Source organism: Pseudomonadaceae bacterium SI-3 (assembly GCA_004010935.1).
Taxonomy (GTDB): domain Bacteria; phylum Pseudomonadota; class Gammaproteobacteria; order Pseudomonadales; family Pseudomonadaceae; genus Stutzerimonas.
On sequence record CP026511.1, the window covers coordinates 1,875,432 to 1,900,338 of the forward strand.

Annotated in this window: 22 protein-coding genes; 10 read left to right on the plus strand and 12 right to left on the minus strand. The window is 58.1% G+C overall.

Annotated elements, in window-relative coordinates:
• Nucleotides 1–265 precede the first annotated feature (265 nt).
• The 4 genes from C1896_09015 to C1896_09030 form a co-directional block, all read right to left on the minus strand.
• The gene (locus C1896_09015) at nucleotides 266–1,282 is read right to left on the minus strand and encodes an endoglucanase (protein AZZ47589.1); all 1,017 of its coding nucleotides are present in this window, start codon (nucleotides 1,280–1,282) and stop codon (nucleotides 266–268) included.
• Nucleotides 1,283–1,473: 191 nt separating this feature from the next.
• Nucleotides 1,474–3,684, minus strand: coding sequence for a tyrosine-protein kinase (locus C1896_09020; GenBank protein AZZ45037.1), 2,211 nt, complete (start codon nucleotides 3,682–3,684; stop codon nucleotides 1,474–1,476).
• Nucleotides 3,685–3,699: 15 nt separating this feature from the next.
• Nucleotides 3,700–4,137, minus strand: a complete 438-nt coding sequence (locus tag C1896_09025) for a low molecular weight phosphotyrosine protein phosphatase (GenBank protein AZZ45038.1) — start codon at nucleotides 4,135–4,137, stop codon at nucleotides 3,700–3,702.
• Nucleotides 4,138–4,296: 159 nt separating this feature from the next.
• Nucleotides 4,297–5,733 carry an undecaprenyl-phosphate glucose phosphotransferase gene (locus C1896_09030; GenBank protein AZZ45039.1) on the minus strand — a complete coding sequence of 479 codons (1,437 nt, stop codon included), beginning with the start codon at nucleotides 5,731–5,733 and terminating at the stop codon, nucleotides 4,297–4,299.
• A gap of 375 nt (nucleotides 5,734–6,108) precedes the next feature.
• Between C1896_09030 and yegS the strand changes: the two genes are divergently transcribed.
• The 3 genes from yegS (at nucleotide 6,109) to C1896_09045 (ending at nucleotide 8,926) form a co-directional block, all read left to right on the plus strand.
• A complete protein-coding gene (yegS, locus tag C1896_09035; GenBank protein ID AZZ45040.1) occupies nucleotides 6,109–7,038 on the plus strand; it encodes a lipid kinase YegS in 930 nt (309 codons plus the stop codon).
• A gap of 125 nt (nucleotides 7,039–7,163) precedes the next feature.
• Nucleotides 7,164–8,096: a chemotaxis protein CheV gene (locus tag C1896_09040; GenBank protein ID AZZ45041.1), complete on the plus strand. Its 933-nt coding sequence runs from the start codon at nucleotides 7,164–7,166 to the stop codon at nucleotides 8,094–8,096.
• 26 nt (nucleotides 8,097–8,122) lie between these two features.
• On the plus strand, nucleotides 8,123–8,926 hold the full coding sequence (locus tag C1896_09045; GenBank protein AZZ45042.1) for an MOSC domain-containing protein: 804 nt from the start codon (nucleotides 8,123–8,125) through the stop codon (nucleotides 8,924–8,926).
• Nucleotides 8,927–9,031: 105 nt separating this feature from the next.
• Here C1896_09045 and C1896_09050 read toward each other — a convergent pair whose 3' ends face one another.
• Complete coding sequence (locus C1896_09050) at nucleotides 9,032–10,963, minus strand: lytic murein transglycosylase (GenBank protein AZZ45043.1); 1,932 nt, start codon at nucleotides 10,961–10,963, stop codon at nucleotides 9,032–9,034.
• 275 nt (nucleotides 10,964–11,238) lie between these two features.
• On the opposite strand from C1896_09050, the gene C1896_09055 reads away from it, so the two are divergent.
• Together C1896_09055 and C1896_09060 are read left to right on the plus strand one after the other, a co-directional pair.
• On the plus strand, nucleotides 11,239–13,155 hold the full coding sequence (locus tag C1896_09055; GenBank protein AZZ45044.1) for an ABC transporter ATP-binding protein: 1,917 nt from the start codon (nucleotides 11,239–11,241) through the stop codon (nucleotides 13,153–13,155).
• A 119-nt stretch (nucleotides 13,156–13,274) separates the two neighbouring features.
• Nucleotides 13,275–13,967: a hypothetical protein gene (locus C1896_09060; protein ID AZZ45045.1), complete on the plus strand. Its 693-nt coding sequence runs from the start codon at nucleotides 13,275–13,277 to the stop codon at nucleotides 13,965–13,967.
• Between the two features lie 27 nt (nucleotides 13,968–13,994).
• Here C1896_09060 and C1896_09065 read toward each other — a convergent pair whose 3' ends face one another.
• Nucleotides 13,995–14,435 carry a universal stress protein UspA gene (locus tag C1896_09065; protein ID AZZ45046.1) on the minus strand — a complete coding sequence of 147 codons (441 nt, stop codon included), beginning with the start codon at nucleotides 14,433–14,435 and terminating at the stop codon, nucleotides 13,995–13,997.
• Between the two features lie 208 nt (nucleotides 14,436–14,643).
• Here C1896_09065 and C1896_09070 point away from each other — a divergent pair, with 208 nt between their 5' ends.
• From C1896_09070 to C1896_09080, 3 genes are read left to right on the plus strand one after another with little or no spacing between them, the layout of a single operon-like run.
• The gene (locus C1896_09070; GenBank protein AZZ45047.1) at nucleotides 14,644–15,108 is read left to right on the plus strand and encodes an MFS transporter; all 465 of its coding nucleotides are present in this window, start codon (nucleotides 14,644–14,646) and stop codon (nucleotides 15,106–15,108) included.
• 52 nt (nucleotides 15,109–15,160) lie between these two features.
• Nucleotides 15,161–15,937 (plus strand): class II glutamine amidotransferase, encoded by a 777-nt coding sequence (locus C1896_09075; GenBank protein AZZ45048.1) that lies wholly within the window; start codon nucleotides 15,161–15,163, stop codon nucleotides 15,935–15,937.
• Nucleotides 15,937–16,476, plus strand: coding sequence for a DUF2937 domain-containing protein (locus C1896_09080; protein ID AZZ45049.1), 540 nt, complete (start codon nucleotides 15,937–15,939; stop codon nucleotides 16,474–16,476). The genes C1896_09075 and C1896_09080 overlap by 1 nt, the downstream gene beginning before the upstream one ends.
• Here the strand turns inward: C1896_09080 and C1896_09085 are convergent.
• The 5 genes from C1896_09085 to C1896_09105 all read right to left on the minus strand — a co-directional run bounded on the left by C1896_09085 (nucleotide 16,451) and on the right by C1896_09105 (nucleotide 20,753).
• Nucleotides 16,451–16,981, minus strand: coding sequence for a hypothetical protein (locus tag C1896_09085; GenBank protein ID AZZ45050.1), 531 nt, complete (start codon nucleotides 16,979–16,981; stop codon nucleotides 16,451–16,453). The two genes, C1896_09080 and C1896_09085, sit on opposite strands and share 26 nt — an antisense overlap.
• 34 nt (nucleotides 16,982–17,015) lie before the next feature.
• The gene (locus C1896_09090; protein ID AZZ45051.1) at nucleotides 17,016–18,194 is read right to left on the minus strand and encodes a VWA domain-containing protein; all 1,179 of its coding nucleotides are present in this window, start codon (nucleotides 18,192–18,194) and stop codon (nucleotides 17,016–17,018) included.
• A 46-nt stretch (nucleotides 18,195–18,240) separates the two neighbouring features.
• Nucleotides 18,241–18,639: a GFA family protein gene (locus tag C1896_09095; protein AZZ45052.1), complete on the minus strand. Its 399-nt coding sequence runs from the start codon at nucleotides 18,637–18,639 to the stop codon at nucleotides 18,241–18,243.
• A 50-nt stretch (nucleotides 18,640–18,689) separates the two neighbouring features.
• Complete coding sequence (locus C1896_09100; protein ID AZZ45053.1) at nucleotides 18,690–19,535, minus strand: ATP-binding protein; 846 nt, start codon at nucleotides 19,533–19,535, stop codon at nucleotides 18,690–18,692.
• Between the two features lie 141 nt (nucleotides 19,536–19,676).
• On the minus strand, nucleotides 19,677–20,753 hold the full coding sequence (locus C1896_09105) for a hypothetical protein (GenBank protein ID AZZ45054.1): 1,077 nt from the start codon (nucleotides 20,751–20,753) through the stop codon (nucleotides 19,677–19,679).
• A gap of 139 nt (nucleotides 20,754–20,892) precedes the next feature.
• Here C1896_09105 and cysK point away from each other — a divergent pair, with 139 nt between their 5' ends.
• Nucleotides 20,893–21,867, plus strand: a complete 975-nt coding sequence (gene cysK / locus C1896_09110; GenBank protein ID AZZ45055.1) for a cysteine synthase A — start codon at nucleotides 20,893–20,895, stop codon at nucleotides 21,865–21,867.
• 74 nt (nucleotides 21,868–21,941) lie between these two features.
• On the opposite strand, the gene C1896_09115 is transcribed toward cysK, so the two are convergent.
• A complete protein-coding gene (locus C1896_09115) occupies nucleotides 21,942–22,859 on the minus strand; it encodes an EamA family transporter (GenBank protein ID AZZ45056.1) in 918 nt (305 codons plus the stop codon).
• 153 nt (nucleotides 22,860–23,012) lie between these two features.
• Here C1896_09115 and C1896_09120 point away from each other — a divergent pair, with 153 nt between their 5' ends.
• Nucleotides 23,013–24,734 (plus strand): bifunctional isocitrate dehydrogenase kinase/phosphatase, encoded by a 1,722-nt coding sequence (locus C1896_09120; GenBank protein ID AZZ45057.1) that lies wholly within the window; start codon nucleotides 23,013–23,015, stop codon nucleotides 24,732–24,734.
• Nucleotides 24,735–24,907: the final 173 nt, after the last annotated feature.

Sequence of the window (24,907 nt, forward strand, 5' to 3'; positions counted from 1 at the left end):
TTCAGGATTGCCACATCAATTGCTTCGGTGCGCCGCCACCTTTCGTACCGCTGAGCGGTGGTAGGCCAACTGGCTCCAGCAATGGTTCAGTATCCAAGCTGATTGGATTGCGCAGGGGTGTTTGAGTTCCGCCCGCATTAAGCCGCTCGATGTAAGGTTGAATTTGGACAAGCGAGGAGTGGCAGGGTTGCGTGTGATTTTCAGGTTTCGCTGAAAACTTCTGAACGGCTTCACACCATTCGCCGCGAACCATGCCACAAGCCTGTCAAGGCTGCGGGGTAGGGCCATACTCCTTGCAGCTATTGGGAATGTGCTTTTGCAGGACATCCATCTGAGGCCTGTCCTTGCCGTTGAGCGGTTCTATAGCCAAAACATATTTGCCCCAGCCTGGTCCGCCCGCCCAGTAGGCGCTGGGCATGCAGTTTTCGTTGAGGTAGCCGAGCAGGTTGTCCATCGCGACCAGCATCGAATCTGAATGGCCAGGCACACCGTACTCGCCGAGAAAACCCTTCAGGTTGTTTTCCTTCAGCCACTCAACGAACGGCCGAACGCGCTCCACCCCTAACATTGGATCGACCACCTCGTCCTTCGCATAGCGCCCGGAAAAATCCTTGTCGAGGTACAGGTGGCCCTCGTAGATGATCTTGTTTGCCGGATCTTCGATCAGAAAATCCTCATTGACGTAGCGCCAGTGAAAGGTGCTCGCCCAGCGGTCACCTTCGACGAATATCAAGCTGTCCATATCCACCTTGCGGATGGCATCGACCGCTGCCTGTGCTGCTCCAGGCCACAACCCATCGGTGGAGTGGGGCTCGTTCATGATGTCGTAGCCCAACAATGCAGGGTGGTCCTTGAATTCTTCGGCAAGCTTGCGCCAAACAGTTGCGTAAGCTTCGTAGGGTACTTGTGGCGAACCGATCAGCTTGCCCTTGTACCGCCCATAGTTGTGCATATCCAGAATGACTTTCTGGTTATGTTGGGCGGCGAAGTCGAGCGTTCGCTTGAGCAACCGCATCTGATCGAAATTCACGCCTTTGTACAGATCATGTTGCAGGCGCTCCCAGATGAAGGGGAACCGAATCAAGCGAATGTTCTTGTCCGCGTAATATTTGAAGTATTTCTCTTCAGGATAAAAATAATTGGTGCCGAGTTTTCCAGGCGTGATATGCGGAGCGAAGTTTGCACCGGACATATTGATGCCGATCAGGTCGATGCCTTTATCTTCGCTGGGCTGCGCTTGCACAAACGACACGCATCCGGCAATCGTCAGGCCGGCTATCAACCTTGCGGTGCGAAACAAAAGAGAAAGGGGGCGACGTTCCATGATGACCTTTATCTCCAGAGGGCCAACTGTCAACTCGACGGCCCTGTTGATAAGTACTCGATGCGAACCGTTCTCCTTGATAATCAGGAGAACGGTTCGGATAGCATCAGTGGGTAATGTGCTGGGACTTACTTAAAGTCAGAGAAGCGTTACTTGCTCTGATACTCGTACTGGTAATAACCGTACTCGCTATAAGTCGACGCCTTGCGCACCACGGCATTGAAGATAACGCCTTTGACCAGAAGTCCGTTCTGCTCAAGGCGTCGCTTGGCGAACTCGATTTCCTTCACGCCGTTCAGCCCGTAACGCGTCACCATCAGGGTGGTGCCGGCCTGGCTGCCGACCAGTGCGGCGTCGGTGACGGCCAGGATAGGCGGAGTATCGAAGATCACCAGGTCGTACATGCTGCTGATCTCTTTGACGAAGCGCGAGAAGTTCTCGTGCATCAGCAGTTCCGATGGGTTAGGCGGTAGCTGGCCGTGGGTGATCACGTGCAGGTTATTCAGCTGGGTTTTCTGGATTGCATCGAACAGCGTGATACGGCCAGACAGGATGTCGGAAAGGCCTTTTTCACCCTGGCAGCGCATAACCTTGTGCAGATACCCCTTGCGCATGTCGGCGTCGATCAGCAGAACTTTCTTGCCGGACTGCGCGATAACTGCGGCGAGGTTGCTGGTCACGAACGACTTGCCCACCGCCGGGCTCGGGCCGGTGATCATCAGAATGTTGTTCTTCGCTTCGATCATCGCGAAGTGCAAGCTGGTGCGCAGACTGCGCATCGCTTCGGTCGCCAGATCGGCGGGATCATTGATCGAGAGCAGATACGAAGCGCTGCTCTTGTCCCGTTTGAAATTGGCCAGGCGCTTTTCCAGCAGGCCCTGCTTCTCGCTAAACGGAATCGCCGCGTACACCGGAATGCCAACGCGCTCGATCTCTTCTGGATTTTCCACGCCACGCTTGAGTGCTTCGCGGACATATACGAAGGCGACCGCAAGAATCCCGCCAAGCAGCGTGGCGACGATGACAATCAACGGCTTGTTCGGCTTGATTGGCTCGTCGATGTCTGCCGCAGCGTGGTCAACGATGCGCACGTTGCCCACTGTCCCGGCACGAATGATGTCCAGCTCCTGAGTCTTGTTCAGCAGCATCGAATAGGTTTCAGAAGAAACCTCTACATCGCGGTTAAGGCGCAACAGCTCCTGCTGAGTAGACGGCAGGGTTCCGATCTGCTTTTCCAGTTCAGTCTTTTGCGCTTGCAACTGATTGATCTGGTTCATCAGCGCCTGGAAATTAGGGTGCTGACGGGTGAAGCGGCTTTCCATCTCGGTGCGCTTGAGGTTCTGCTCGGAAATCTGGCTCTCCAGATCAACGATGCGATCAAGCACCGACTGGGTTTCCGCCGAGATATCCACCGAACGATTGCCGGTTTGGAATTCGTTCAGGGCTGTCTGCGCGGCGTCGAGCTTCTTGCGGACCTCCGGCACCTGCTCACTCAAAAATTCAAGGCTCTGGGTCGCTTCCGCCGCGTTGCGCGCAATGTTCTGGTCGACATAGCGTTGCGCTACTGCCTCAAGCACCGTGACTGCTTTTTCTGGATCGGTGCCCTCCAACGTCACGTTGAGGATGCCCGACTGCTTGCCGCGCTCACCGGCATTCAGGCGATTCTGATAGTCCTCGGTGGTGGCGTAGGTGCGGTTCTTGATCACAGTAAAGGTGGTGCCCGGCCGTGCGTTCAGCTCTGCCACGGTGATGCCGTAATCCGGGGTCTCGATGGGCTCGCCGACGACCCCTTGCACGACTACCTCGCCTTCGGGGTCGCGCAGGATGAAGCCGTTGTTTTCGGCGGCTTCCAGCGTCAGCTCTTCGCCATGCATTTTGTCTGGCACGATCAGCTGCGTGACGCGCAGTGATTCGCCACCCCATGCGTAGGATTCAAAGCCTTCGGGATACCAGCCCAGCTCACCTTCCTCGGTGGGCTCGAATCGACGGAACATATAACCGCCGACCACCGGGAAGTGGTGAGGCTCGATGATGATGTCGAGGTTCAGATCCTCGACCGCTCCGCCAACCACCGAGCGCGACTTGAGTAGTGCGATTTCGGTCTGCGCCGGCGAAACGGCTGGGGCGGTGCCAACCACATCGGTAAGGCTTGGCAAGCCACCTTTCGCCTGGATCTGAATCATCGCGCTTGCCAGATATACCGGCGTCGCGAGCAGGGCATAGGCAACACCCAGCGCGGCGAAGAACCCCGTAATGGTGAGTATCAGCGCTCGGTTATTTAGAAACGTGTCAAAGAGGTGGGCCAGGTCAATGTCCTTGTCCTCTTTTGTTTCATAGATGGGTCGGGGCATGGTGGTCATTGAAGTTCCTTCTTCTTATTTCAGGTAAGGAAGCCAGCTTTCGACGGACTGAGTCAGAAGGCTGTGAACATGTTCGAATGCGGGCTTGGACTGGCGGTAGGGATCAGGGATTTCCGTATCGTCCAGCCATTTACCCAGCAGGAAGGTTTTGCCATGTACTTCGGGTGCGATCTGACGAATGTGCTGGACATGGCTTTGTTCCATCACAAGGATCAGGTCTGCGCGATGCAGCATTTCGCTATCGACCTGACGGGCACGGTGGGACGTGTGTTCCACTCCGTGGTCGTTAAGCACCTCATGTGCAGTCTTGTCCATTGGGTTGCCTACTAGAGCACCTATGCCTGCCGAACTTATCGTCAGGCCTTTGCCTTCAAGTTTGTGGGCTAGCAACGCTTCGGCTGCGGGGCTTCTGCAGATGTTGCCCACACAGACAATCAATATGTTCTGGAACATTTCGCTCAGCCTCGTAGCCCAGGTGTCATGGGCATACAGGTCTGCATGTTGCAGAACGCAAATCTGATATTGGCTCGCTTCATTAGTTCAATCTTCCTGCTGCGCTCGCGCATGAATGTGGCTTGGTGCCAGGATGGAGCTGGTCAATGCGTGTGGCGGTCAGTAGACATCCTTGTTGAACAGAAGGGCGGGGATGGTGCGGGCAAGGATGTAGATGTCGAACCAGACCGACCAACGCTCGATGTAATCGAGGTCGTATTCGACGCGCTTCTCGATCTTCTCCAGGGTATCGGTCTCACCGCGGTAGCCATTGATTTGCGCCCAGCCGGTGATGCCCGGCTTGACGCGATGCCTTGCGGAATATTCCGATACGGCGTCTTCGAACAGCACGCCTGCGGCCTTGGTCGCGGTTGCATGAGGGCGCGGACCGACCATGGACATGCTGCCAAGGAATACGTTGAGCAGTTGTGGCAGCTCGTCGAGGCTGGTTTTGCGAATGAAACGACCCACTCGGGTAATGCGGTCATCGTCGCGCGTCGTTTGCCGTTCGGCATTGGCATCCGACTTGGCGTGGTACATCGAGCGGAACTTGAACACTTCGATCAGTCGGTTGTTGTAGCCGTAGCGCTTCTGCTTGAACAACACAGGGCCGGGCGAGTCGAGCTTGATGGCCAGCGCGAGGAGGAGCATGACCGGGGCAGCCGCCAGCAGAGCGAGGCTGGAAAGCACGATGTCTTCGATGCGCTTGAACATTGGCGACCAGCCACGCAGCGGCAGATCAGAAGCAATCAGCGTCGGCAGTCCACCGACTTCGGTGATGCGCTTGTTGGCATGGCGGAAAGCGACCATGTCCGGTACCAGCAGAACGTTGACGGGGAGTCGGCGCAACTCGTTGATCAACTGACCGATGCGGCTGTCGGCAAACCAGGGCAACGCGACCAGTACCTGGGTGACCTTTTCCTCACGGATCATCTGTTCCAGGTCGCGGGTATTGCCCAGGAGCGGCAGATCGGCCAACGTCTTCGGCAGGCGCTCGAGGCGGTCGTCAATGAAGCCGAGCACGCCAGTGCGGATATCGCGGTGATTAGCCAGATACTCGGCAACGCGCACGCCGTTGTCGGTGCCGCCAAGGATTACGGCATTCTGCAGGTACACGCCTTTCGACATCAGGCGGCGGAACAGCGCGAGCATCATCAGTCGCTCGGCGCCGAACAGGATGCCACTCGTGACGAACCAGAAGGTCAGATGTTTGGCTTCGAGGTAGCCGAACATGCCCAGGCCCTGGTGCATGAAAATCATCAAGCTGAAAGCCGCGGCCCAGGCAACGAGCATGGTGCGAAAGCGCAGCAACGTGCTAAACACTTCCTCGCTGTAGATGCCTACCGACTGAAAGATAACGACACTGATCACGCCGAAAAACATCAGGAAGGTGCTGAACGTGCCTCCGCCTGCGGGCAGGTCGAGGGGCAGAAACAGCAACAACAGAACGCCCGGCAGCACAGAGGTCAGCCCGTGAATCAGGCGAATGCTGGCAAGAAAGTAATCAACGAAACTGGGGTGGGCGTACTCAAGGGTTCCAACGGACTGTAAGCGCATACAAGGCTCCTTCCTATGGCTATTGCTAGCTCAATACTCGTTTTGATCGCCGCGATCCGCGGTTCTGATGGCAGGCCGCTATTGCAACCCTCACCTGGACAAGTGCTCCGACCGCCCTTCAAGAAATGAGTTCACCGGAATCGTGCAAAGAGCCAATTGCCCCAAAAGAATTAAATGCGCCACGCAACTCGTTGATATGTAAGTGATAAAGCGATCAAAAAGGTCGGCTTGCAGGCTTTTTCCGCTTCTTTCGCTGACCGGTGGTCAGTGTTTTACGTGGTCGGCTTAAGCCTGTGGCGCGGGCCTTTCCACAACTTTATGCGCCTGCAGCGTGTCTATCTGCGCATACTGAAACGGATGACTGGAACGACCTGCATGAATGAACCCAAGGCATTGCTCGTCCTTCATGGGAAGCAAGGGCTCAACGAAGAACTTAGGGCGGCCGTAACCGAATGGCGTCAGCTGGGTAACGAGCTCGCCGTCCGGGTGACGTGGGAGCCGGGGGACACCGAGCGCCTGGTCAAGGAAGCGCTGGCGGCGGGTTATCGGACCCTGGTGTCGGGCGGCGGTGACGGGACCTTACGGGAGATGGCACAGGCTCTGATCGACAGCGGTACTGACGCGAGTTTGGCGGTGTTGCCGCTGGGCACCGCTAATGACTTCGCCCATGCGGCAGAGATACCGCTGGAACCGTTTGACGCGCTCACCCTGCTAAATCGCGAACCTGTTTGGGTCGACGTCGGTGAAATGAACGGCGAGCTTTTCATGAACATGGCGACGGGTGGTTTCGGCTCCAAAGTGACCGCCACCACTTCGTCAGAGCTTAAACGGGTTCTGGGCGGGAGTGCCTATCTGTTGACCGGCCTGTCGCGCTTCAGTGAGTTGCGGGCTACTTGGGGGCGCTTCGTGGCGCCCGGTTTTACTTGGGAGGGGGAATTTCTAGCGCTGGGCATTGGCAACGGTCGCCAGTCGGGTGGTGGGCAGCAGCTTTGCCCTCAGGCCTCGATCGTCGACGGGTTGCTCGATATTTGTATCGTCCCTGCGCCGGCCGATGCGGTCGGGACGCTCGGTACCTTGCTAAGTGGCGGATTGCTGGGCATCGATACGGTCTCGGTAAATGCCCGTGCGCCATGGTTCGAGGTGGAGGCGCCCGAAGAAATCAGTATTAATCTTGACGGCGAACCGGTCGCTGCAAAGCAGATGCGTTTCTCCGTGAAACGCCGAGCTCTGCGGTTGCACCTGCCTGCGGACAGCCCGCTGCTGCGTGACGAGCCACTGATCGAGCACGATGATCCGTCCGCCTGATCATTTGCGGTTCAGATACGAGCGCAACGAGCGGGCAGGGCTGACAAAATCTATCGCCAGCGGATAAAGCATGGGCACTTGCGGCCGATAGCTCCTAAGTCCCTTATTAGCCAAAGGAGCCCGCAATGGCCGGCATTCTGGAGTCAGTCGATCAACGCACCCGTTTGGTGGGGCAGAATCGCCTGGAAATTCTCATGTTCCGTCTGTCCGGACGGCAGCAGTTCGCGATCAACGTGTTCAAGGTGCAGGAAGTCGTGCAGCTGCCGAAGATGACGCTGATGCCGCACCGGCACGGCTCGGTATGCGGCGTGGTCAACCTGCGCGGGCAGACGCTGCCGGTCATCGACCTGTCGCGTGCCATTGGCTTGCGACCTTTGGTTCCGGATGAGCGCAGCACCATCATCGTGACTGAATACAATCGTTCGATTCAGGCGTTTCTGGTCGGCGGCGTAGACCGCATCCTCAACCTGAACTGGGAGGAAGTGTTGCCGCCGCCGACCACCGCGGGACGGCAGCACTACCTCACAGCGATCACCAAGGTCGAGGACAGGCTGGTCGAAGTCATTGACGTGGAAAAGGTCTTGGCTGAGATCGTGCCCTACAACACGAGCATCGCGCCGGAGCGCTTGACTGATCCGGTGCTCGAGCGCGCCAGAGGGCGCGAAGTGCTTTGCGTCGACGACTCGACCGTTGCCCTGGCGCAGCTGCGAGAAACCTTGAGCCAGCTGGGTATCACCGTGCACTCCGCCAGCGATGGCATGAAGGGCTTGAACAAACTGAAGGCCTGGGCAGATAGTGGGGAGGCGCTCACTGATCGTCTGCTCATGGTGTTCACCGATGCCGAAATGCCGGAGATGGACGGCTACCGGCTCACGACGGAGATCCGCAACGATCCGCGCCTGCGTGATCTCTACGTGGTGTTGCATACCTCCCTCTCCGGGAGCTTCAACCTGGCAATGGTGCAGAAAGTTGGCTGTGACAACTTCCTTTCCAAGTTTCAGCCGGAGAAACTGGTGGACGTCGTCCGCGAGCGTTTGTTGCTGGACGAAACACGCTGACCTGACCAATCGCTCGAGGGCCCCGCATGCACCTTTCCTCGTTGTACCGTTTTCCACTCAAGTCCGGTTCGGCTGAGTTACTGGAACAGGAACGATGCGACGAGTTGGGTGTGTATGGTGACCGGCGCTGGATGGTGGTCGACGCCGCAAGCGGAAAATTCCTGACCCAGCGAATGCTGCCCGGCATGGCGTTGCTGAACGCTCGTTGGCAAGGTGACGCCGAGCTACTGTTGACGGCGCCGGGGATGGATGCGTTGGCTGTTGCGGTTCCGGAGGAGGGTGGCGTTGAGCGTGGCGTGCTGATCTGGCGGGAAAGTCTACAGGCGCCCGATGCTGGCGACGCTGCGGCTGAGTGGCTGACACGCCTGCTTGGTCGTCCTTGTCGACTGGTGCATCTGCCCACATCGCGGGGCATCCAGGTCGATCAGGATTATGCCCGGCCAGGCGAATGCACGGCATTCAGCGATGGATTTCCGTTTCTGTTGATCGGCCAGCGATCACTCGATGATCTTTCGGCCCGGGTTGGGCAAATACTCGATGTGCGCCGGTTTCGGCCCAATCTAGTGATCGCCGGGGCGGCGCCCTACGCCGAGGATGGCTGGCGGCGCATTCGCATCGGTGATCTGGCGTTCCGCGTGGTCAAGCCCTGCTCACGTTGCATCATCCCGACTATCGATCCGCTGAGCGGTGAACGGAGCCCCGTCCGCGAGCCACTGGCTACGCTGATGAACTACCGGAAGGGCGATGGCGGCGTATTCTTTGGTCAGAATCTCATCGCCGAAGGCACTGGCCAGTTGCAGATTGGCATGCCTGTTGAAGTGCTCGAGTAACCTCGGCTGGGGCAAGCCACCGCACCTGGAACGGCGCCACAACTAAGCCTTTCTGCGCCTGCTGCGGCGCCAAACATACGCCGCAGCTCATCCAATCCTTACTCCTTATCGCTGATTATCGAAGTAGCGCTCGTGCCATTCCACCAGTGGTTGTGGCGAGTTGAGCTTTTGCCCGTAGATGACCGAATAGGTCAGTACGTTCTGCACGTACTGGCGGGTTTCATCGAACGGGATATTCTCGACCCACACGTCAAAGGGAAGGTGGTCTGCATTCTTCAGCCATTGGCGAACCCGCCCGGGTCCGGCGTTGTAAGCCGCCGAAGCTAGCACTCGGTTACCGTTGAACTGACCGTAAATCTGGCTGAGATAGGCGGCGCCTAGCTGAATGTTGATGTTGGGGTTGAGCACTTGTTGGGGCGACGACAACGGAATGCCAAAGCGCTTGGCCGTTTCTTTCGCTGTAGCCGGCATCAACTGCATCAGGCCTGTGGCGCCCACATGGGAGCGGGCGTCGGCCATGAATGCGCTTTCCTGGCGAGTGATCGCAAACACCCAGCTCGGGTGGATTTCACGCGCTTTCGCGGCGTTCACCAGGCTGCTGCGATGGGCCATGGGGAAGCGGATGTCCAGATCGTCCCAATACTTCGCCTGGCTAATGGTGCGAATTGCAGGGAAGTACCATTCCATCTCATAGGCCAGTCGCGCCTGGGCAACCAGCTCGTCTCGGCTAAACAGCCTGCTGACGTGATACCACTCGCGGCGCCCATCAACGATTTGCCCGCGAGCATGGAATTCCATGGCGCGGCGAATCCCAGCGGTATTGCGGACCTTCTGGACCAGCTTTGGGTCAAGCGCGAGGGGCTGATGGTTGAGCTTGTAGGGCGCCTGGATGCGGTCAGCCGAAAGGAAACCGTAAAAGTCGCGCTCGCCAGCGACCGGTTGGTAGAGCTGGACGGCTCGCTCATCTTTGGGCTTCGCCAGTTCCAGGCTGCGCGCTTTCCAGTACCGCCAGCGATTGCTGTTGGCGAGCTCTTCGGGGAATCGCTGAGTCAGCGCATAGACGTCATCCCAGCGGCCCAGGCGGAGCAACAGACGAGCCCGCCATTCACTGACCGTGTCATCACGCAGCTCTGGGTCGTATTCAGCCATGACTTTGAGTGCGCGGGGGTCGAAACGCTTGGCCAGGGTGAGGCCGATCTGACGTGCGATGGATACCTTTTCTTCCGCCGAAAAGGACATCCGCCTGGCGTAGCTGTCGAGCAGTCCAAGGGCTTGCTCCGGGTTTGCCCGGGCCAACCGGCGTAAGCCGATCGAGACGACATCACCCATGGTCTCGGTGGCTGGCGAGAAGCGTTCAGGCTGGCTGAGCAACTGTGGCTTCTGGGCGACATCGAGCAGAAGCTCGCCCTGTGCTTTCAGCGTCGGCAGGCTTTTGACCAAGAACTTGGCCAGGCCATAGTTGCCGTTCTCGACTGCCAGCTTGGCCCGTTTCCAGCGCAGAGCCTCGGTAAGCTGCCCCTCGTCTTCCCACCGTTCGAACAGGGCATCGCAAGCGTTGTGCTGGGACTTGCCCACCAGCCAGAGCTTTTCGGCGGTGGCATAGCCCTGTTCCTTCTGAGCGCTGATGAGCTGGTATTGACCATACAGGCAGTCAAGTTCGGTGAAGTTCATCTTTGGGTCGTAGTGAGCGACGAAGGGGCGCCAGTCGCCGCGCGCCGCCAGCAGCCGAAGCCAGCGCAGCTTCATCCAGCTCGCCTGTGGCAAATCACCATGCTCGGCGAGAAATTTCTCCACTTCGTCATTGCTGGCAGTTTTCAAGCGTGCGGTCAGATCGTCGTATGCCAGATAGGGCTCGAGCGGATAGTCACGCAGGGCGCTGGCATGGCGCCGGTATGGTCCGCTATCGCCCTTGGCCAAGGCCCGCTTGGCTTCGTCGTACAACTGACGCTGCTGCTGCAAACTCGCAGCTTGGGTGGTTTCAAGGGTGATGACGGAGAGAAACAGAGACAAACAGATACTGGAGAGTCGACCGCGCATGAGACTTCCGAAAACGGGGGGAGGTACGGGAATTTCTGCGGCTAGCTTAGCTTGGCCGCTCAAGCAGTTAAACGAGGATTAAGCGCTTGAAAGGTCCAAAGCGAAACTTCCGACGAGCGTCATGTCCGTGCCGGGTCAGGGCTGTCCTGGTCCGCTCAGGCAGAAGCTGACGCGCCGGCGGAAATTTATCGTCAAACAGGCCGCCAGGCGTCCGCTGCAGCCCGGCGGGGCGATGCCTTCTGTTAGAATGCGCGCCCTGTTTTCCGGAGATAGTCATGACCCTGCTCAAGTTGACCGATGTGTCCCTCGCCTATGGCAACAATCCATTGCTCGATGGAGTGTCCTGGCAGATTGCGCGGGGTGAGCGGGTTTGTATTATCGGGCGCAACGGCACCGGCAAATCCAGCATGCTCAGCCTGGTCAAGGGCAGCCAGCTACCAGATGACGGCGAAATCTGGCGAGCGCCAGGGTTGAAGATTGGCGAGTTGCCGCAGGAATTGCCGATTGCCGATGAGCGTACGGTCTTCGATGTGGTCGCCGAGGGGCTGGCCGGGGTGGGGCAGTTGCTTGCCGAATATCATCATCTGAGCCAAAACATCCAGAACGAAGCCGATCTCGACAAGCTCATGCATGTCCAGCAGGCGCTCGAAGCCAAGGATGGATGGCGCCTGCAGCAATTGGTGGACAGCACCTTGAGCCGCTTGCAGTTGCCGGCCGATAAAACCCTCGCCGAGTTGTCCGGTGGCTGGCGACGGCGCGTGCTGCTGGCCCAGGCGCTGGTGTCAGAGCCCGATCTGCTGTTGCTCGACGAGCCGACCAACCACTTGGACATCGGCGCTATCGCCTGGCTGGAAGAAGCGCTCACCGGGTTCAACGGTGCGGTGCTGTTCATCACTCACGACCGCGCGTTCCTGCAAAACCTGGCAACCCGCATTCTTGAGCTCGATCGCGGCCACATGATCGACTGGAACGGCGACTACGCGAGCTTTCTGGTGCACAAGGAGCAGCAGCTGGCAGCCGAAGAGACGGCCAATGCGCTGTTCGACAAGAAGCTGGCTCAGGAAGAAGTGTGGATTCGCCAGGGCATCAAGGCGCGGCGTACCCGCAATGAAGGGCGCGTACGAGCGCTGAAAGCCCTGCGTGCTGAACGTAGCGAACGACGCGAGCAGCAGGGTAAGGCCAACATTCAGATTGACGCCGCTGAAAAGTCTGGCAAGCAGGTCATCGTCGTCGAACATGCGAGCTTCGGACATCCGGGGGGCGAGTTGTTGATTCGCGACTTCTCGGCGGTGTTGCAGCGTGGCGACCGTATTGGCTTGCTCGGCGCCAACGGTACCGGCAAGACCACGTTGCTCAAGCTTCTACTTGGCGATTTGCAACCAACCAGCGGCACGGTAGAACCCGGCACCAAGCTGGAAGTGGCATATTTCGACCAACTGCGTCACCAGCTGGAACTGGAAAAGACCGTCGTCGACAACGTTGCCGAGGGACGCGATTTCATCACCATCGACGGCCAGAACCGACATGTCCTGAGCTACCTTGGAGACTTCCTGTTCAGTCCCCAGCGCGCCCGTACGCCGGTTAAAGCACTCTCGGGCGGCGAGCGGGCACGGCTCTTGCTCGCCAAGCTATTCAGCAAACCCGCCAACCTGCTGGTCCTCGATGAGCCCACCAACGATCTCGATGTGGAAACCCTCGAGCTGTTGGAGGAAGTCCTGCTGAATTTCCAGGGTACGGTTCTGATGGTGAGCCACGACCGGGCATTCCTCGATAACGTAGTGACCAGCACGCTGGTATTCGAAGGCAATGGCGTGGTTCGTGAATACGTCGGTGGCTATCAGGATTGGCTGCGTCAAGGCGGCTCGGTAAAGTTGCTCGGCGTCGGTGAAGGTAAGGAGAGCAAAGAGGCGAAGGCTGAGGCGGCTCAGGCAAAGCCGGCTGCACAGCAAGCGCCTGCTGAGCCGGCCCCAGCGAAAAAAAAGCTCAGTTACAAGGTTCAGCGCGAGCTGGAAGCACTGCCGGGCAAGATTGACGCAGTGGAAAAGGGCATCGCTGCGCTGCAAGAGGAGATGGCACAGCCGGCGTTCTATCAGCAGAGTGCTGAGCGGACCGGCGAAACCATTGCCAAGCTCGAAGCGATGCAGCTGGAGCTCGATGCGCTGCTCGAGCGTTGGGCCGAGTTGGAGGGCTGAGCCGTCCGCAACGCCAGCCTGCAAGACCCGCACGTTCACCGATAGAGCGTGCGACTTACGAGTCTGCGTTGAGCGGGACTTCGTGAAGATAACGATATCTGCCAGCAGACGGAGCATAGATGGCAATCGAATACCGAATCACCCTCGATGACGAGCATGAGTTCTGCTACCGGATCGAGCCGGACCGTGTCTTTGATCACGAGACTGCGAAGCTGGCGCCGAGATGGACGCGCCTGGATCATCAGCAGTGCAACAATTGCCCGTTGAGTCGTAACGAGTTCAGCCATTGCCCGGCGGCGGTTGACCTGCATCGAGTCATCGAGGATTTCCAAGGTCTGCCCGCCATTCGTAAAGCGCAGGTGCATGTCCGTACCCCTGAGCGGGAGTACAACAAGCTGGTCGGGCTGGAAGAGGGATTGCGCGCGCTTCTGGGTGTGATCATGGCCACCAGTGCATGTCCGATACTTGGCCGGCTCAAGCCGATGGCCCATCAGCATTTGCCGTTCGCGAGCAATCAGGAGTTTGTACTTCGGGCGGTATCGCTGTACCTGGCGAGACAGTACTTCAACCTGCGCGAAGGACGGCACGCCGATTGGGAGTTGCGGGGATTGGTGAGGTCGTTCCAGCAGTTGCAGCTGGTCAATCAAGCGTTCTGGCAGCGCATCCACGATACCTGTCATGAGGACTCGAACCTAAAGGCCTTCCTGACCTTCTTCTCCATGGCATCGAGCCTGACCTACTCGTTGGAGACGCAGCTGCAAAAGATTCGGCCACTTGTGATGAGCGCGGGGGACGGTGTCGAAACGGCCTGAACCAGCTGACTCAGGCCGGGAGACGAATCACTCGGGTTTTTTCAGGCGTACGGCGAGCACATCGCAGGGCGCACCATGCAGGATGTCATTGGACGTGGAGCCGAGCAGCAAAGCGAGGCCGTGGCGGCCATGGCTGCCCACCACTACCAGATCACAGCCTTGCTCCTTGGCGAGTCGGTGAACTTCCTGACGAGGCTGGCCGTAGGCCAGGTGGCGTTGTTCCGCGGTTAGCCCCGGATAACGATCGGCGAACCCGGCCAAGCGCTCACGGGCCTGGTCGAACTGCTGTTGTTGCAGCATTGAAAGATCCATTGGCACGTCCCCACCGAAGGCCATCGCCATGGGTTCGATGACATGGACCAACGCCAGTTTCGCACCGCTGGCGGTCGCCAGCGCCTGAGCGCGCGCGACCACAGGATGGCAATCGTCGTTCAGGTCGGTGGCGACCAGAATATGCTGGTAGATCATGATGAATCTCCTGAAATGTCGGTTGCTACAAGTATGGCTTCTAGGCACGCGATATGGGCTGCAACGCGTTTTTTTTCAGGGTTTATACGGCGTTGGATGCGCAATGGCCAGCTGCATTGCATCAGTTGGCTAGCCGTGCCGTCGCTCACGACTGTTATCATGCCCGGCGTTAATGCCGGGGCTTCCTCCGGCCTGTACAGAGATCGCCATGTTCCTACCCGCCAATGAATATTTGCTTGCCTGGTCTGCCTACGGTATCGCTGCGCTGGGCTGCTTGCTGGTCTGGTTGCGCATCACCCGTCCCCTGTGGCGCTGGCTGCGCGAACCGTTGCGGCTGATCATGGCCGTATTGCTGCTGACGCCGACCATCGTCGATCCCGCCAAGGATCTATTCGCCCCGGCGGTCGCCATCACAGCTCTGGATCTGCTGTTCAAGGTCGGCAGTAATGCCTGGCGTGCCGTGGCTGACCTCGCGCTCTACGGCTTGATTGCATTCGCGACCTATGGGGTTTTTGTGCTTATACGGTGGCTGATCGAGCGGCGGGCGAAACAGCACCCGAGCGAATCGCGCCATGAGGACCCTCGTACCCTGCGCGAACGACTCGAGGATGACGACGAAGAGGACTACCGTCCGATGAACCGCTACGAGGCGCGGACCGAACCCAGACTCTGACACTGAACCTTTCTCGCCCAAGGCGCAGCAGAAACCTATCGGGAGATAGCGCATGTGTGAACTGCTCGGCATGAGCGCCAATGTACCCACCGACATCCATTTCAGCTTCACTGGGCTGATGCAACGCGGCGGCCGCACTGGACCACACAAGGACGGCTGGGGTATTGCGTTCTACGAAGGTCGCGGTCTGCGACTGTTCCAAGATCCGGTGGCCAGCTGCGAGTCGGAAGTGGCGAAGATGGTTCAGCATTACCTGATTAAGAGTCATGTGGTGATCGGCCATATCCGTCACGCCAACGTCGGCAAAGTCGCGCTGGTCAATACGCATCCTTTCGTCCGGGAGCTGTGGGGGCAGCATTGGTGTTTTGCCCACAATGGCCAACTAGCGGATTTCAGCCCGGCGCGCGGCTTCTATCAGCCGGTAGGGGATACGGACAGCGAAGCGGCATTCTGCGATCTGCTCAATCTCATACGCGGCGACTTTCCCGAGCGGGTCGCTGCGGAGGATCTGGTCCCGCATCTGCTCGATGCCTGTGCCAGTTACCGTACCAAAGGCGTATTCAACTGCTTGCTCAGCAACGGTGAATGGCTGTTCAGTTTCTGCTCAACCAAGCTGGCGCAGATCACCCGTCGCGCCCCTTTCGGCCCGGCGCAACTGAAAGATGCCGAACTGACGGTGGACTTCAACGCGGAGACGACGCCAAACGACGTCGTAACGGTACTGGCAACCGAGCCATTAACCGACAACGAGCAGTGGGATATTCATCAATCGGGCGAATGGACGCTGTGGCGTCTGGGCGAGTGTGTTGCGCGCGGGCAGGTGCAATGATGTTGAGAAGCTATCTGCGGCTGACCTTGTTTGCCCTTGGGTTGCTCATCGGTATTCAGGTGCCGGGCTTCATCGATGCGTACAGTGATCACGTCGAGGCGCGTCGGCTAGAGGCGCAGCTGGGTCTGGCTGGGTTCCAGGAAACAGCCGGGCGATTTTTCAAAGGTGATCTGAACGCCTTGGTCGAGCATTACCGAGCCAGCGAAGATGCGGTGTTTCAGAGCGATGCGCGCAGCGTTTTGGCATTGGTCGAGCGCGCACGTTTGCTTGATCGTGAATGGCGGATCATGGAAGGGCCCTGGTACGCACAGGCCTGGCACGTGTTGGTCGGGGCAAACAGTGAGATAAGACGCCAGGTATGGAATAGCTACCGCTTTCAGGTACTGTTGGCGCCCGAGGCCATCGCCTGGGGCCTAAGCTGCGCGCTGTTGCTTGCCTGGATCATTGAAAGCCTCTTCGTCTTGCTTCGCCAGGCTCTGTTTCCACAGCGTTATCGACGCCGCCGTCGTACGGCTAGCCCGCTTCAGTCGAAGCGATAGTCCGGACGCCTTGGAGATGTGCTACTCGCGCGGTGACCCGGTAAGCCCATTCCCCCGAACCTAACTGAAGGATAGGCAAGAAGAAGGTCGACGGGATTAGCCATCTGAGCGACGAGGCCCCAATGATCAGTAAGGCAGCTTGAATAGGCTCTCCATCGGCTAATCCTGAGACCTGCTGAAGAATGCCTAAGACAGCCGTCCAGATCACCAGCATCTGGACCAGTATCCAACTACCGAAGGCAGCATTTGCCAGCCTCAACGCGGGTCGGTGAGTCGGCCTGGCCGTTGCGGTTAGCCACCAAATCAGTAGCAGAGCCGAAGCGGCTAGATTCACGATGATGATGGTCTGCTTATAGCCCAACGCAAAGCGGGCTATCGCTGGCGCATTGGCACCGATGCTATGTATGGCACGCTCACCTGATAAGCCAAAGGCTGCTTGTAGCGCACCGGCCATGGAGATGGCCGTCACGGCTGTGGCGGCCCAAAGGGCCAACTGTGTTTTCATCGGTGCGTCCCTGCAGCTGAAGGTCGATAGCGACCTATTTCGACAAAAACTTCATGCCTTCTTCCAGTCCGCTCAAGGTTAGTGGATACATGCGGTCCTCCAGCAAGTCGCGGACGATGCCGGTGGAGGAGGTGTAGCCCCAGGTGTCCTTCGGGTAAGGGTTGATCCAGATGAGCTTCTTGTATTTTTCCATAAAGCGCTGCATCCAGACGTAGCCAGCTTCCTCGTTCCAGTGCTCTACGCTGCCGCCAGGCTGGGTGATTTCGTAGGGCGCCATGGCCGCGTCGCCAACGAAGACCACCTTATAGTCAGCGCCGTACTTATGCAGCAGGTCCAGGGTCGAGGTGCGTTCGGAAGTCCGGCGGAAATTATTTTTCCAGACCGACTCATAGATGAAGTTGTGAAAGTAAAAGTACTCGAGGTGCTTGAACTCCGTCTTGCAGGCGGAGAACAACTCTTCGCAGACCTTGACGTGCGCATCCATCGAACCGCCAATGTCGAACAGGATCAGCAGCTTCACCGCATTGCGACGCTCGGGGCGCATCTGGATATTCAGCAGGCCGCCGTCTTTAGCGGTGTGGTCGATGGTGCCGTCCAGGTCCAGTTCGTCCTGCGCACCCTGGCGGGCGAACTTGCGCAAGCGGCGTAGCGCGACCTTGATGTTGCGCGTCCCCAGCTCGACCTGATCGTCGAGGTTCTTGTATTCGCGCTGATCCCATACCTTCACCGCCTTGCCTTGACGCTTGCCTGCGTCACCGATGCGGATGCCCTCGGGGTTGTAGCCGCCGGAGCCAAAAGGACTGGTACCGCCCGTGCCGATCCACTTGTTGCCGCCGGCATGTTTGCCTTTCTGCTCCTCAAGACGTTTCTTGAACTCCTCGATCAGCTTGTCCAAGCCGCCTAGGGACTCGATCTTGGCGCGCTCTTCATCGCTCAAGGAACGCTCGAACTCCTTGCGCAGCCACTCTTCTGGAATCAAGGCTTCGATATGCTGATCCAGATTTTCCAGGCCTTTGAAATAGGCGCCGAAGGCACGATCGAATTTGTCGAAGTGTCGCTCGTCCTTCACCAGAATCGCCCGGGACAAATAATAGAACTCATCCATATCGGCGAATACGACGTTGTGTTTCAACGCATTGATCAGATCGAGCAGCTCGCGCACCGACACCGGAACCTTGGCGGCGCGCATCTCATTGAACAGGCCAAGCAACATGGCAGAACCTCAGGCGTGCCGTCATCGCGGCACCTTGTATTAATGGTCAGCGGTCTTCGTCGTGCGTCGGGAGTCCGTCGCGGATCTCGTACCAGTCCGCCTTCGAGCCCACAAAAATGTGCTCCTGAGGCGGGGCGGGCAACGGCGAGTCGAGCGTGCCGGCAGCAACGCCGAGCTCATGCTCGCGGTTGTCGACGAATTGCAGGTTGGAGCCGCAGCGAATGCAGAACGTCCGAGTCACATGGTCGGACGAGTGATAGACACCCAACTGATCCTTGCCGGAGAGAAAGTGAAACGAATCCAGCGGCACGCCCGCATAAGTGGCAAAAGCCGCACCGTGGGCTTTGCGACACATCTTGCAGTGACAATGGGTCAGCTCGTTGATCGGAGCGTCGATGCGATAACGAACGACGCCACAGAGGCAACTACCGGTATGCGTTTGCATGGATCTTTCTCCAGTAAGTGAGGCGTCCGGCTCCTGTGAACCGCCGCCGGTCAGCGACTGGCGCGACGACTCATGAACGCCAGACGTTCAAGCAATTGCACGTCCTGCTCGTTTTTCACCAGGGCGCCGGCTAACGGCGGAATCGCCTTGGTCGGGTCGCGCTCGCGTAGGACAGCTTCGCCGATGTTGTCGGCCATCAATAGTTTCAGCCAGTCGACCAGCTCGCTGGTGGAAGGCTTCTTCTTCAGGCCTGGCACCTTACGTACATCAAAGAACACATCGAGCGCTTCGGCCACCAGGTCCTTCTTGATATTGGGGTAGTGCACGTCGACGATCCGCTGCAGCGTGTCGCGATCAGGGAAGGCGATGTAGTGGAAGAAACAGCGGCGCAGAAAGGCGTCGGGCAGTTCCTTCTCGTTGTTCGAGGTAATGATGATGATCGGCCGCTGCTTGGCCTTGATGGTTTCGTTGGTCTCGTAAACGTAGAACTCCATCTTGTCGAGCTCTTGCAGCAGATCGTTGGGGAACTCGATATCGGCCTTGTCGATCTCGTCGATCAGCAGGATGACGCGCTGCTCGGACTCGAACGCCTCCCACAGCTTGCCCTTCTTGATGTAGTTGCGTACGTCGTGGACACGGTCGGAGTCCAGCTGCGAGTCACGCAGTCGGCTGACGGCATCGTACTCGTAAAGCCCCTGATGGGCTTTGGTGGTGGATTTGATATGCCAGGTGATCAGCTGCGCGCCAAATGATTCAGCCAGTTGCTCGGCCAGCATGGTTTTACCGGTGCCCGGCTCGCCTTTCACCAGGAGCGGACGCTCCAGGGTGATGGCCGCATTAACGGCAAGTTTGAGATCGTCTGTGGCGACGTAGGACTGGGTGCCTTCGAACTTCATCGGAGTTTCCTTGGATCGGGCCTGGCACGCAGGCACTTCATGTTGATTTAGACGACCGACTATAAGTGATGGGCGCGCGAGTGTGAACGTGAGCGGATCATTCAGTCACTGAATGGGCGGCCGTTCCGTCGGTGTTCGCGCTTACTCCTCATCTTCACCCAGCGAGCGCTCGAAACGCGCCGAGAAAGCCTCTACGAAGGCGTTACGCAGAATTGCGATGAATGCCTGGAAAGGGCTTACGTCGGTGTTCTTGGTACTCCCGTCCAGCTCTACGCGCGTGGCGAATTGGTCCTTGCGCTGGTTCTGTAGCACTTCCTCACCACCGCCAACAACCGCTTCCCAGATCCCGCGAAAGAAACCTTTGTCTTCGTTCTTAACGTCTTGCTCGAAGTTGAATACTTCGACGTTACGCAGCAGCGGCTTGATATAGCCGTCCAGCTGAGCGTCGGTGGCCTCGGCTTCAATCACCAGATCGCCAGTGCCGCCTGCGAAATCAAAGCTTCCGTAGGCGTTGCTGAAGTCATTCAGTTTGGTCAGATCGACGTCTGTAACACGCAGGCTGAACTGGAAGTCTTCCCAGTCTGTATAGGGATCGAACTGTGCGCTGGCTTCCATCGGTGCCTGATTGAATAACTGTGCTGTGCCCTCGAATCGCGCGACGCGCCCTTGCTTCTGATCCGCAGTATTGGTCAGGTTGAAGAGGCTGGCGTCGATCGCGCTGGCATAGACATGAACGGGCGGGTCTGCATGGAAGTTACGAAACGAGACTTGCCCGTCGACGACTTTCAGCTCATTGAGCGTAAACGGCATCAAACCATTGAGACGATCACGCCAATCGACCCCATCGCCCGTTTGCGAGCTTTCCTTTTCCTTTCCGTCGACGAAGTTCAGGTGAGGCTGTTCCAAAATGATCTCACCAACCAGCGCTTGATCTTTCCACAGCGCGCGCCAACTAAGACCGATATCGACAGCGTTTGCGGTAAACAGCGGCGCCTGGACTTGCTGGTTTTTTTTGTCAATCACCAGACCATCGAGCCGATAGGCGCCACGCCACCAGGCGAGGTCGACGTCTTCGATGTGGCCTCGGTAGTCTCCCAAATCCGCAAGTTTGCCGTTCAGGTAGTTAAGTACGACGTAGGGCAGTGCCAGATGAAGAACCAATAGCAGGAGTGCAAGTGACAACAAGACCCACAGCGGGCGGCGATAACGTGTCTTCATTGGAGGCCTGATCGAGCGGAAACATGGGCGGCTCTGCTTCTGGATGGACCCTTATCGCCAACTATGAGTTCGGCTGGACGAGTCGAGAGACTGCGCTTAGGCTGATCAGTCTTGGTTTTTTCATCGCAGGGATACCGTCATGAGCCGCATCTTCGCTGACAACGCGCAAACCATCGGCAACACGCCACTGGTAATGATCAACCGTCTGGGGCCTAAGGGCGTCAGCATCATGGCCAAGATCGAGGGTCGAAACCCGGCTTATTCAGTCAAGTGCCGGATTGGCGCGGCGATGATCTGGGATGCCGAAGAAAAGGGACGCCTAAAGCCAGGTATGACGCTGGTTGAGCCGACCTCTGGGAACACGGGCATTGGCTTGGCCTTCGTTGCGGCGGCGCGTGGCTACAAGCTGATGCTGACCATGCCGGCCTCGATGAGTCTGGAGCGCCGCAAGGTATTGAAGGCGCTCGGCGCTGAGCTAGTGCTCACTGAACCGGCAAAAGGCATGAAAGGCGCGATCGAGAAAGCCGCCGAGATTGCAGCATCCGATCCTGACAACTATTTCATGCCTCAACAGTTCGAAAATCCGTCTAACCCTGCCATTCACGAAAAAACCACCGGGCCGGAAATCTGGAACGACACCGAAGGCAGTATCGACGTGCTGGTGGCGGGCGTGGGAACGGGTGGCACCATCACTGGCGTTTCGCGCTATATCAAGAACACCAAGGGCAAGCAGATCCTGAGCGTTGCGGTGGAGCCGGTCAGCTCCCCTGTAATCAGCCAAACCCTGGCGGGCGAAGAAGTCAAACCGAGTCCGCACAAGATTCAGGGGATCGGTGCCGGCTTTGTGCCGAAGAATCTGGATTTGTCGATCGTCGATCAGGTCGAGCGTGTCGATGATGATGAGTCAAAGGCCATGGCGCTGCGCCTGATGCGCGAAGAAGGCATCCTCTGTGGGATCTCCTGCGGTGCTGCGATGGCGGCGGCGGTTCGTCTGGCCGAAAAGCCGGAAATGCAGGGCAAGAACATCGTGGTGATCCTGCCCGACTCAGGTGAGCGCTACCTGTCGTCCATGCTGTTCTCCGATATGTTCGGCGAGCAAGAGCTGCAGCAGTAATAAACGCTGCGCCGGGATGTGTTGCAGCCTGGCGCAGCCACCACCAGAGGCCGGGCGCGCGGCGCCAAACCCGCCTAGCCGCGTTGGGGTTGGGGCGCAGCCTCAACTGCGGATGGTGGCTGTTTCAGCACGAGCCAGAGCGCCACGGCGATCAGCGCGCCACCGTAGGCGTAGGCCCAGTCCAGCGGTTCTCCCAGAAACAGAGCTCCCCATAGCACCCCAAACGGCGGAATGATGAACGTCACCGTCAGCGTTCGAACCGGACCGATATCGGCAAGTAGGCGGAAGTAGAGAATGTAGGCAAAGGCCGTGCAAACGATGCCGAGGCCAGCAAGGCTTAGCCAGACGGTGCTGCCACCCCAGGAAACAGGCGGTGCTGTCAGCAAAGAAATGGCGAAAAGGGGCAGCAAACATAGTGCCGCTCCGACCTGGCTTCCAAAGGCGACCAGTTCGCTGGTCAGACCGCCATGTTGGTTGATCCAGCGTCGGGTCAGGAAGCCGCCAAATCCATAGCACGCGGTTGCACCGAGGCAGGCGAGTGCGCCGATCAACAGTTGTAGGTCGAATGCGACAGGACCGGTGCGCGTCAGCAATGCAACGCCGCTCAGGCCGAACAGCACGCCGAGCAGTTTTGCTGCAGTCAGTGCTTCGGCGAAGAATAATGCGCCGATGAGTACGCCCATCATCGGTGTGGTCGCATTGAAGATCGCCGAATAGCCAGTCGGTAGGAATTGCGCCGCCAAGGCATAGAGAGCGAACGGAATGCCTGAGTTGATCATGCCCAGGATCAGGCACAGCTTAAGTTTGCCGCGAAAATCCCAGCGGGTCCGCATGAGCGCCAGAATCGCCAGCAGGCCAATGCAAGCGAACAGCACACGGAAGAAAGCGGTGGGGAAAGTGCCAAGCTCCGGCGCGATGATTCGCATGAAGAGAAAGCTGGCACCCCAGATAGCGGCAAGACTGAGCAGACGCAACAGGTCGAGAAGTCGCATAGCAGAGCTCCGGCGGTCGAGTCGTCAGTGTTGGTGAGGCGGGCTCGCCTGACAACTCTAAACTCGCTTTCAAAACGCCCGTTGAGCTGACTCGCTTTCATTGAGAAGTTGCTGTGGATAAGCTCGACGCTTTCATGCAGCGGGATAAATGATATGGCGCAGCATTCGCCGAACCTCGAGATCGCCCAGCAGATCCTTCTGGGCTTCGATGACTACCGCGAACATTTCAGGTTGATCACAGAGGGCGCCCGGGCACGCTTCGAGCAAGCCCGGTGGCAAGATGCCCAGCGTGCATCGGCAGCGCGTATCAACCTGTACGAAGAAAAAGTCAGCGAGACAGCGGCAGCCTTGCGCTCTGCTGTGGAACCAGGGGTTCTGCTCGACGTGAACCGTTGGCCACAGGTCAAGGATGAATACATTGGACTGATCAATCCACGCTTTGACGATGAGCTTTCGGAAACTTGGTACAACTCGATCTTCTGTACCTTGTTCAGCCATGACTGCATCAATGACAGCACCATGTTCATCCACACCACGCGGCCGGCTAACCGCGCCCAGCGAATGGCCCAGACGCGGCGCTACCAACCCAGCGGCGATCTGCACGGTGTGCTCGAACAGATTCTCAGCGATTTTGCGTTCGACGTGCCGTACGCTGATCGGGAAGGAGATTTGCAGCGGCTCGAGACTCAGCTGCAGGTGTCCTTACCCGATTGGGTCTGCAAGGATCCGGAACTCGTCGTCGAGCTCTTCACCTCGGTGCTGTATCGCAACAAAGGCGCCTATCTTGTGGGGCGCATCTTCACCTGCGACGAGCAATGGCCGCTGGTGATCCCGCTGTTGCACCGGGAAGGCGATGGATTGGTCGCCGATGCCCTGATTACCGATGAGGCGGAAGTTTCGATCATCTTCTCCTTCACCCGCTCGTACTTCATGGTGGAAGTTTCTATCCCGGCGGAGTTCATCGGCTTTCTCAAGCGGATCATGCCCGGCAAGCACATCGCCGAACTCTATACCTCGATCGGCTTCTACAAACACGGTAAATCGGAGTTCTACCGGGCGCTGATTAACCATCTGGCTAGCACTGACGACCGCTTCATCATGGCGCCCGGCGTGCGTGGGATGGTGATGAGCGTATTCACGCTGCCTGGCTTCAATACCGTGTTCAAGATCATCAAGGATCGCTTTTCCCATACCAAGAACGTTAACCGTGCGACGGTGGTGGAAAAGTACCGGTTGGTGAAAAGTGTCGACCGCGTAGGGCGCATGGCGGACACGCAGGAGTTCGCCGATTTCCGCTTTCCAAAAGCTAAATTCGAACCAGAGTGCCTCGCTGAACTGCTTGAGGTCGCGCCCTCTACGGTCGAGGTCCAAGGCGATACGGTACTGGTGCGTCACTGCTGGACCGAGCGGCGAATGACCCCTTTGAACCTGTACGTGGAAAACGCAAGCGAACAGCAGGTCCATGAAGCGTTGGAGGACTACGGGCTGGCTATCAAGCAACTGGCGGCTGCCAACATTTTCCCCGGTGACATGCTGCTGAAGAACTTCGGTGTAACCCGCCATGGCCGCGTCGTGTTCTACGATTACGACGAGATATGCTTTCTCACCGAGGTCAATTTCCGCTATATACCCGAGCCTCGATACCCCGAAGATGAAATGGCATCTGAACCCTGGTATTCCGTAGGGCCCAACGATGTGTTCCCGGAGGAGTTCCCTCGCTTTCTGTTTGCCGATATCGGGCAGCGCCGGCTGTTCGCGAAGCTGCATGGAGAGCTCTACGACGCTAACTATTGGAAGGGCCTGCAGCAGGCAATCAGCGACGGCAAGGTGATCGATGTCTTTCCGTATCGTCGCAAAATGCAGACTGCCCAGTAGTCGCGCCAGGCGAACGCTTTCGGACAGCGCGGGTCGCTATTCATAAGAGCCGGACGAACGGCGCGTTGGCTGAATACTCTGCAACACCTCTCGCAGGCTATGTTGCGATTGTTGGGTTATGCTGATCTCGAAGTCCCAGGGCTCCACCAAAACCCGTATCAAGCAGGAGGGGT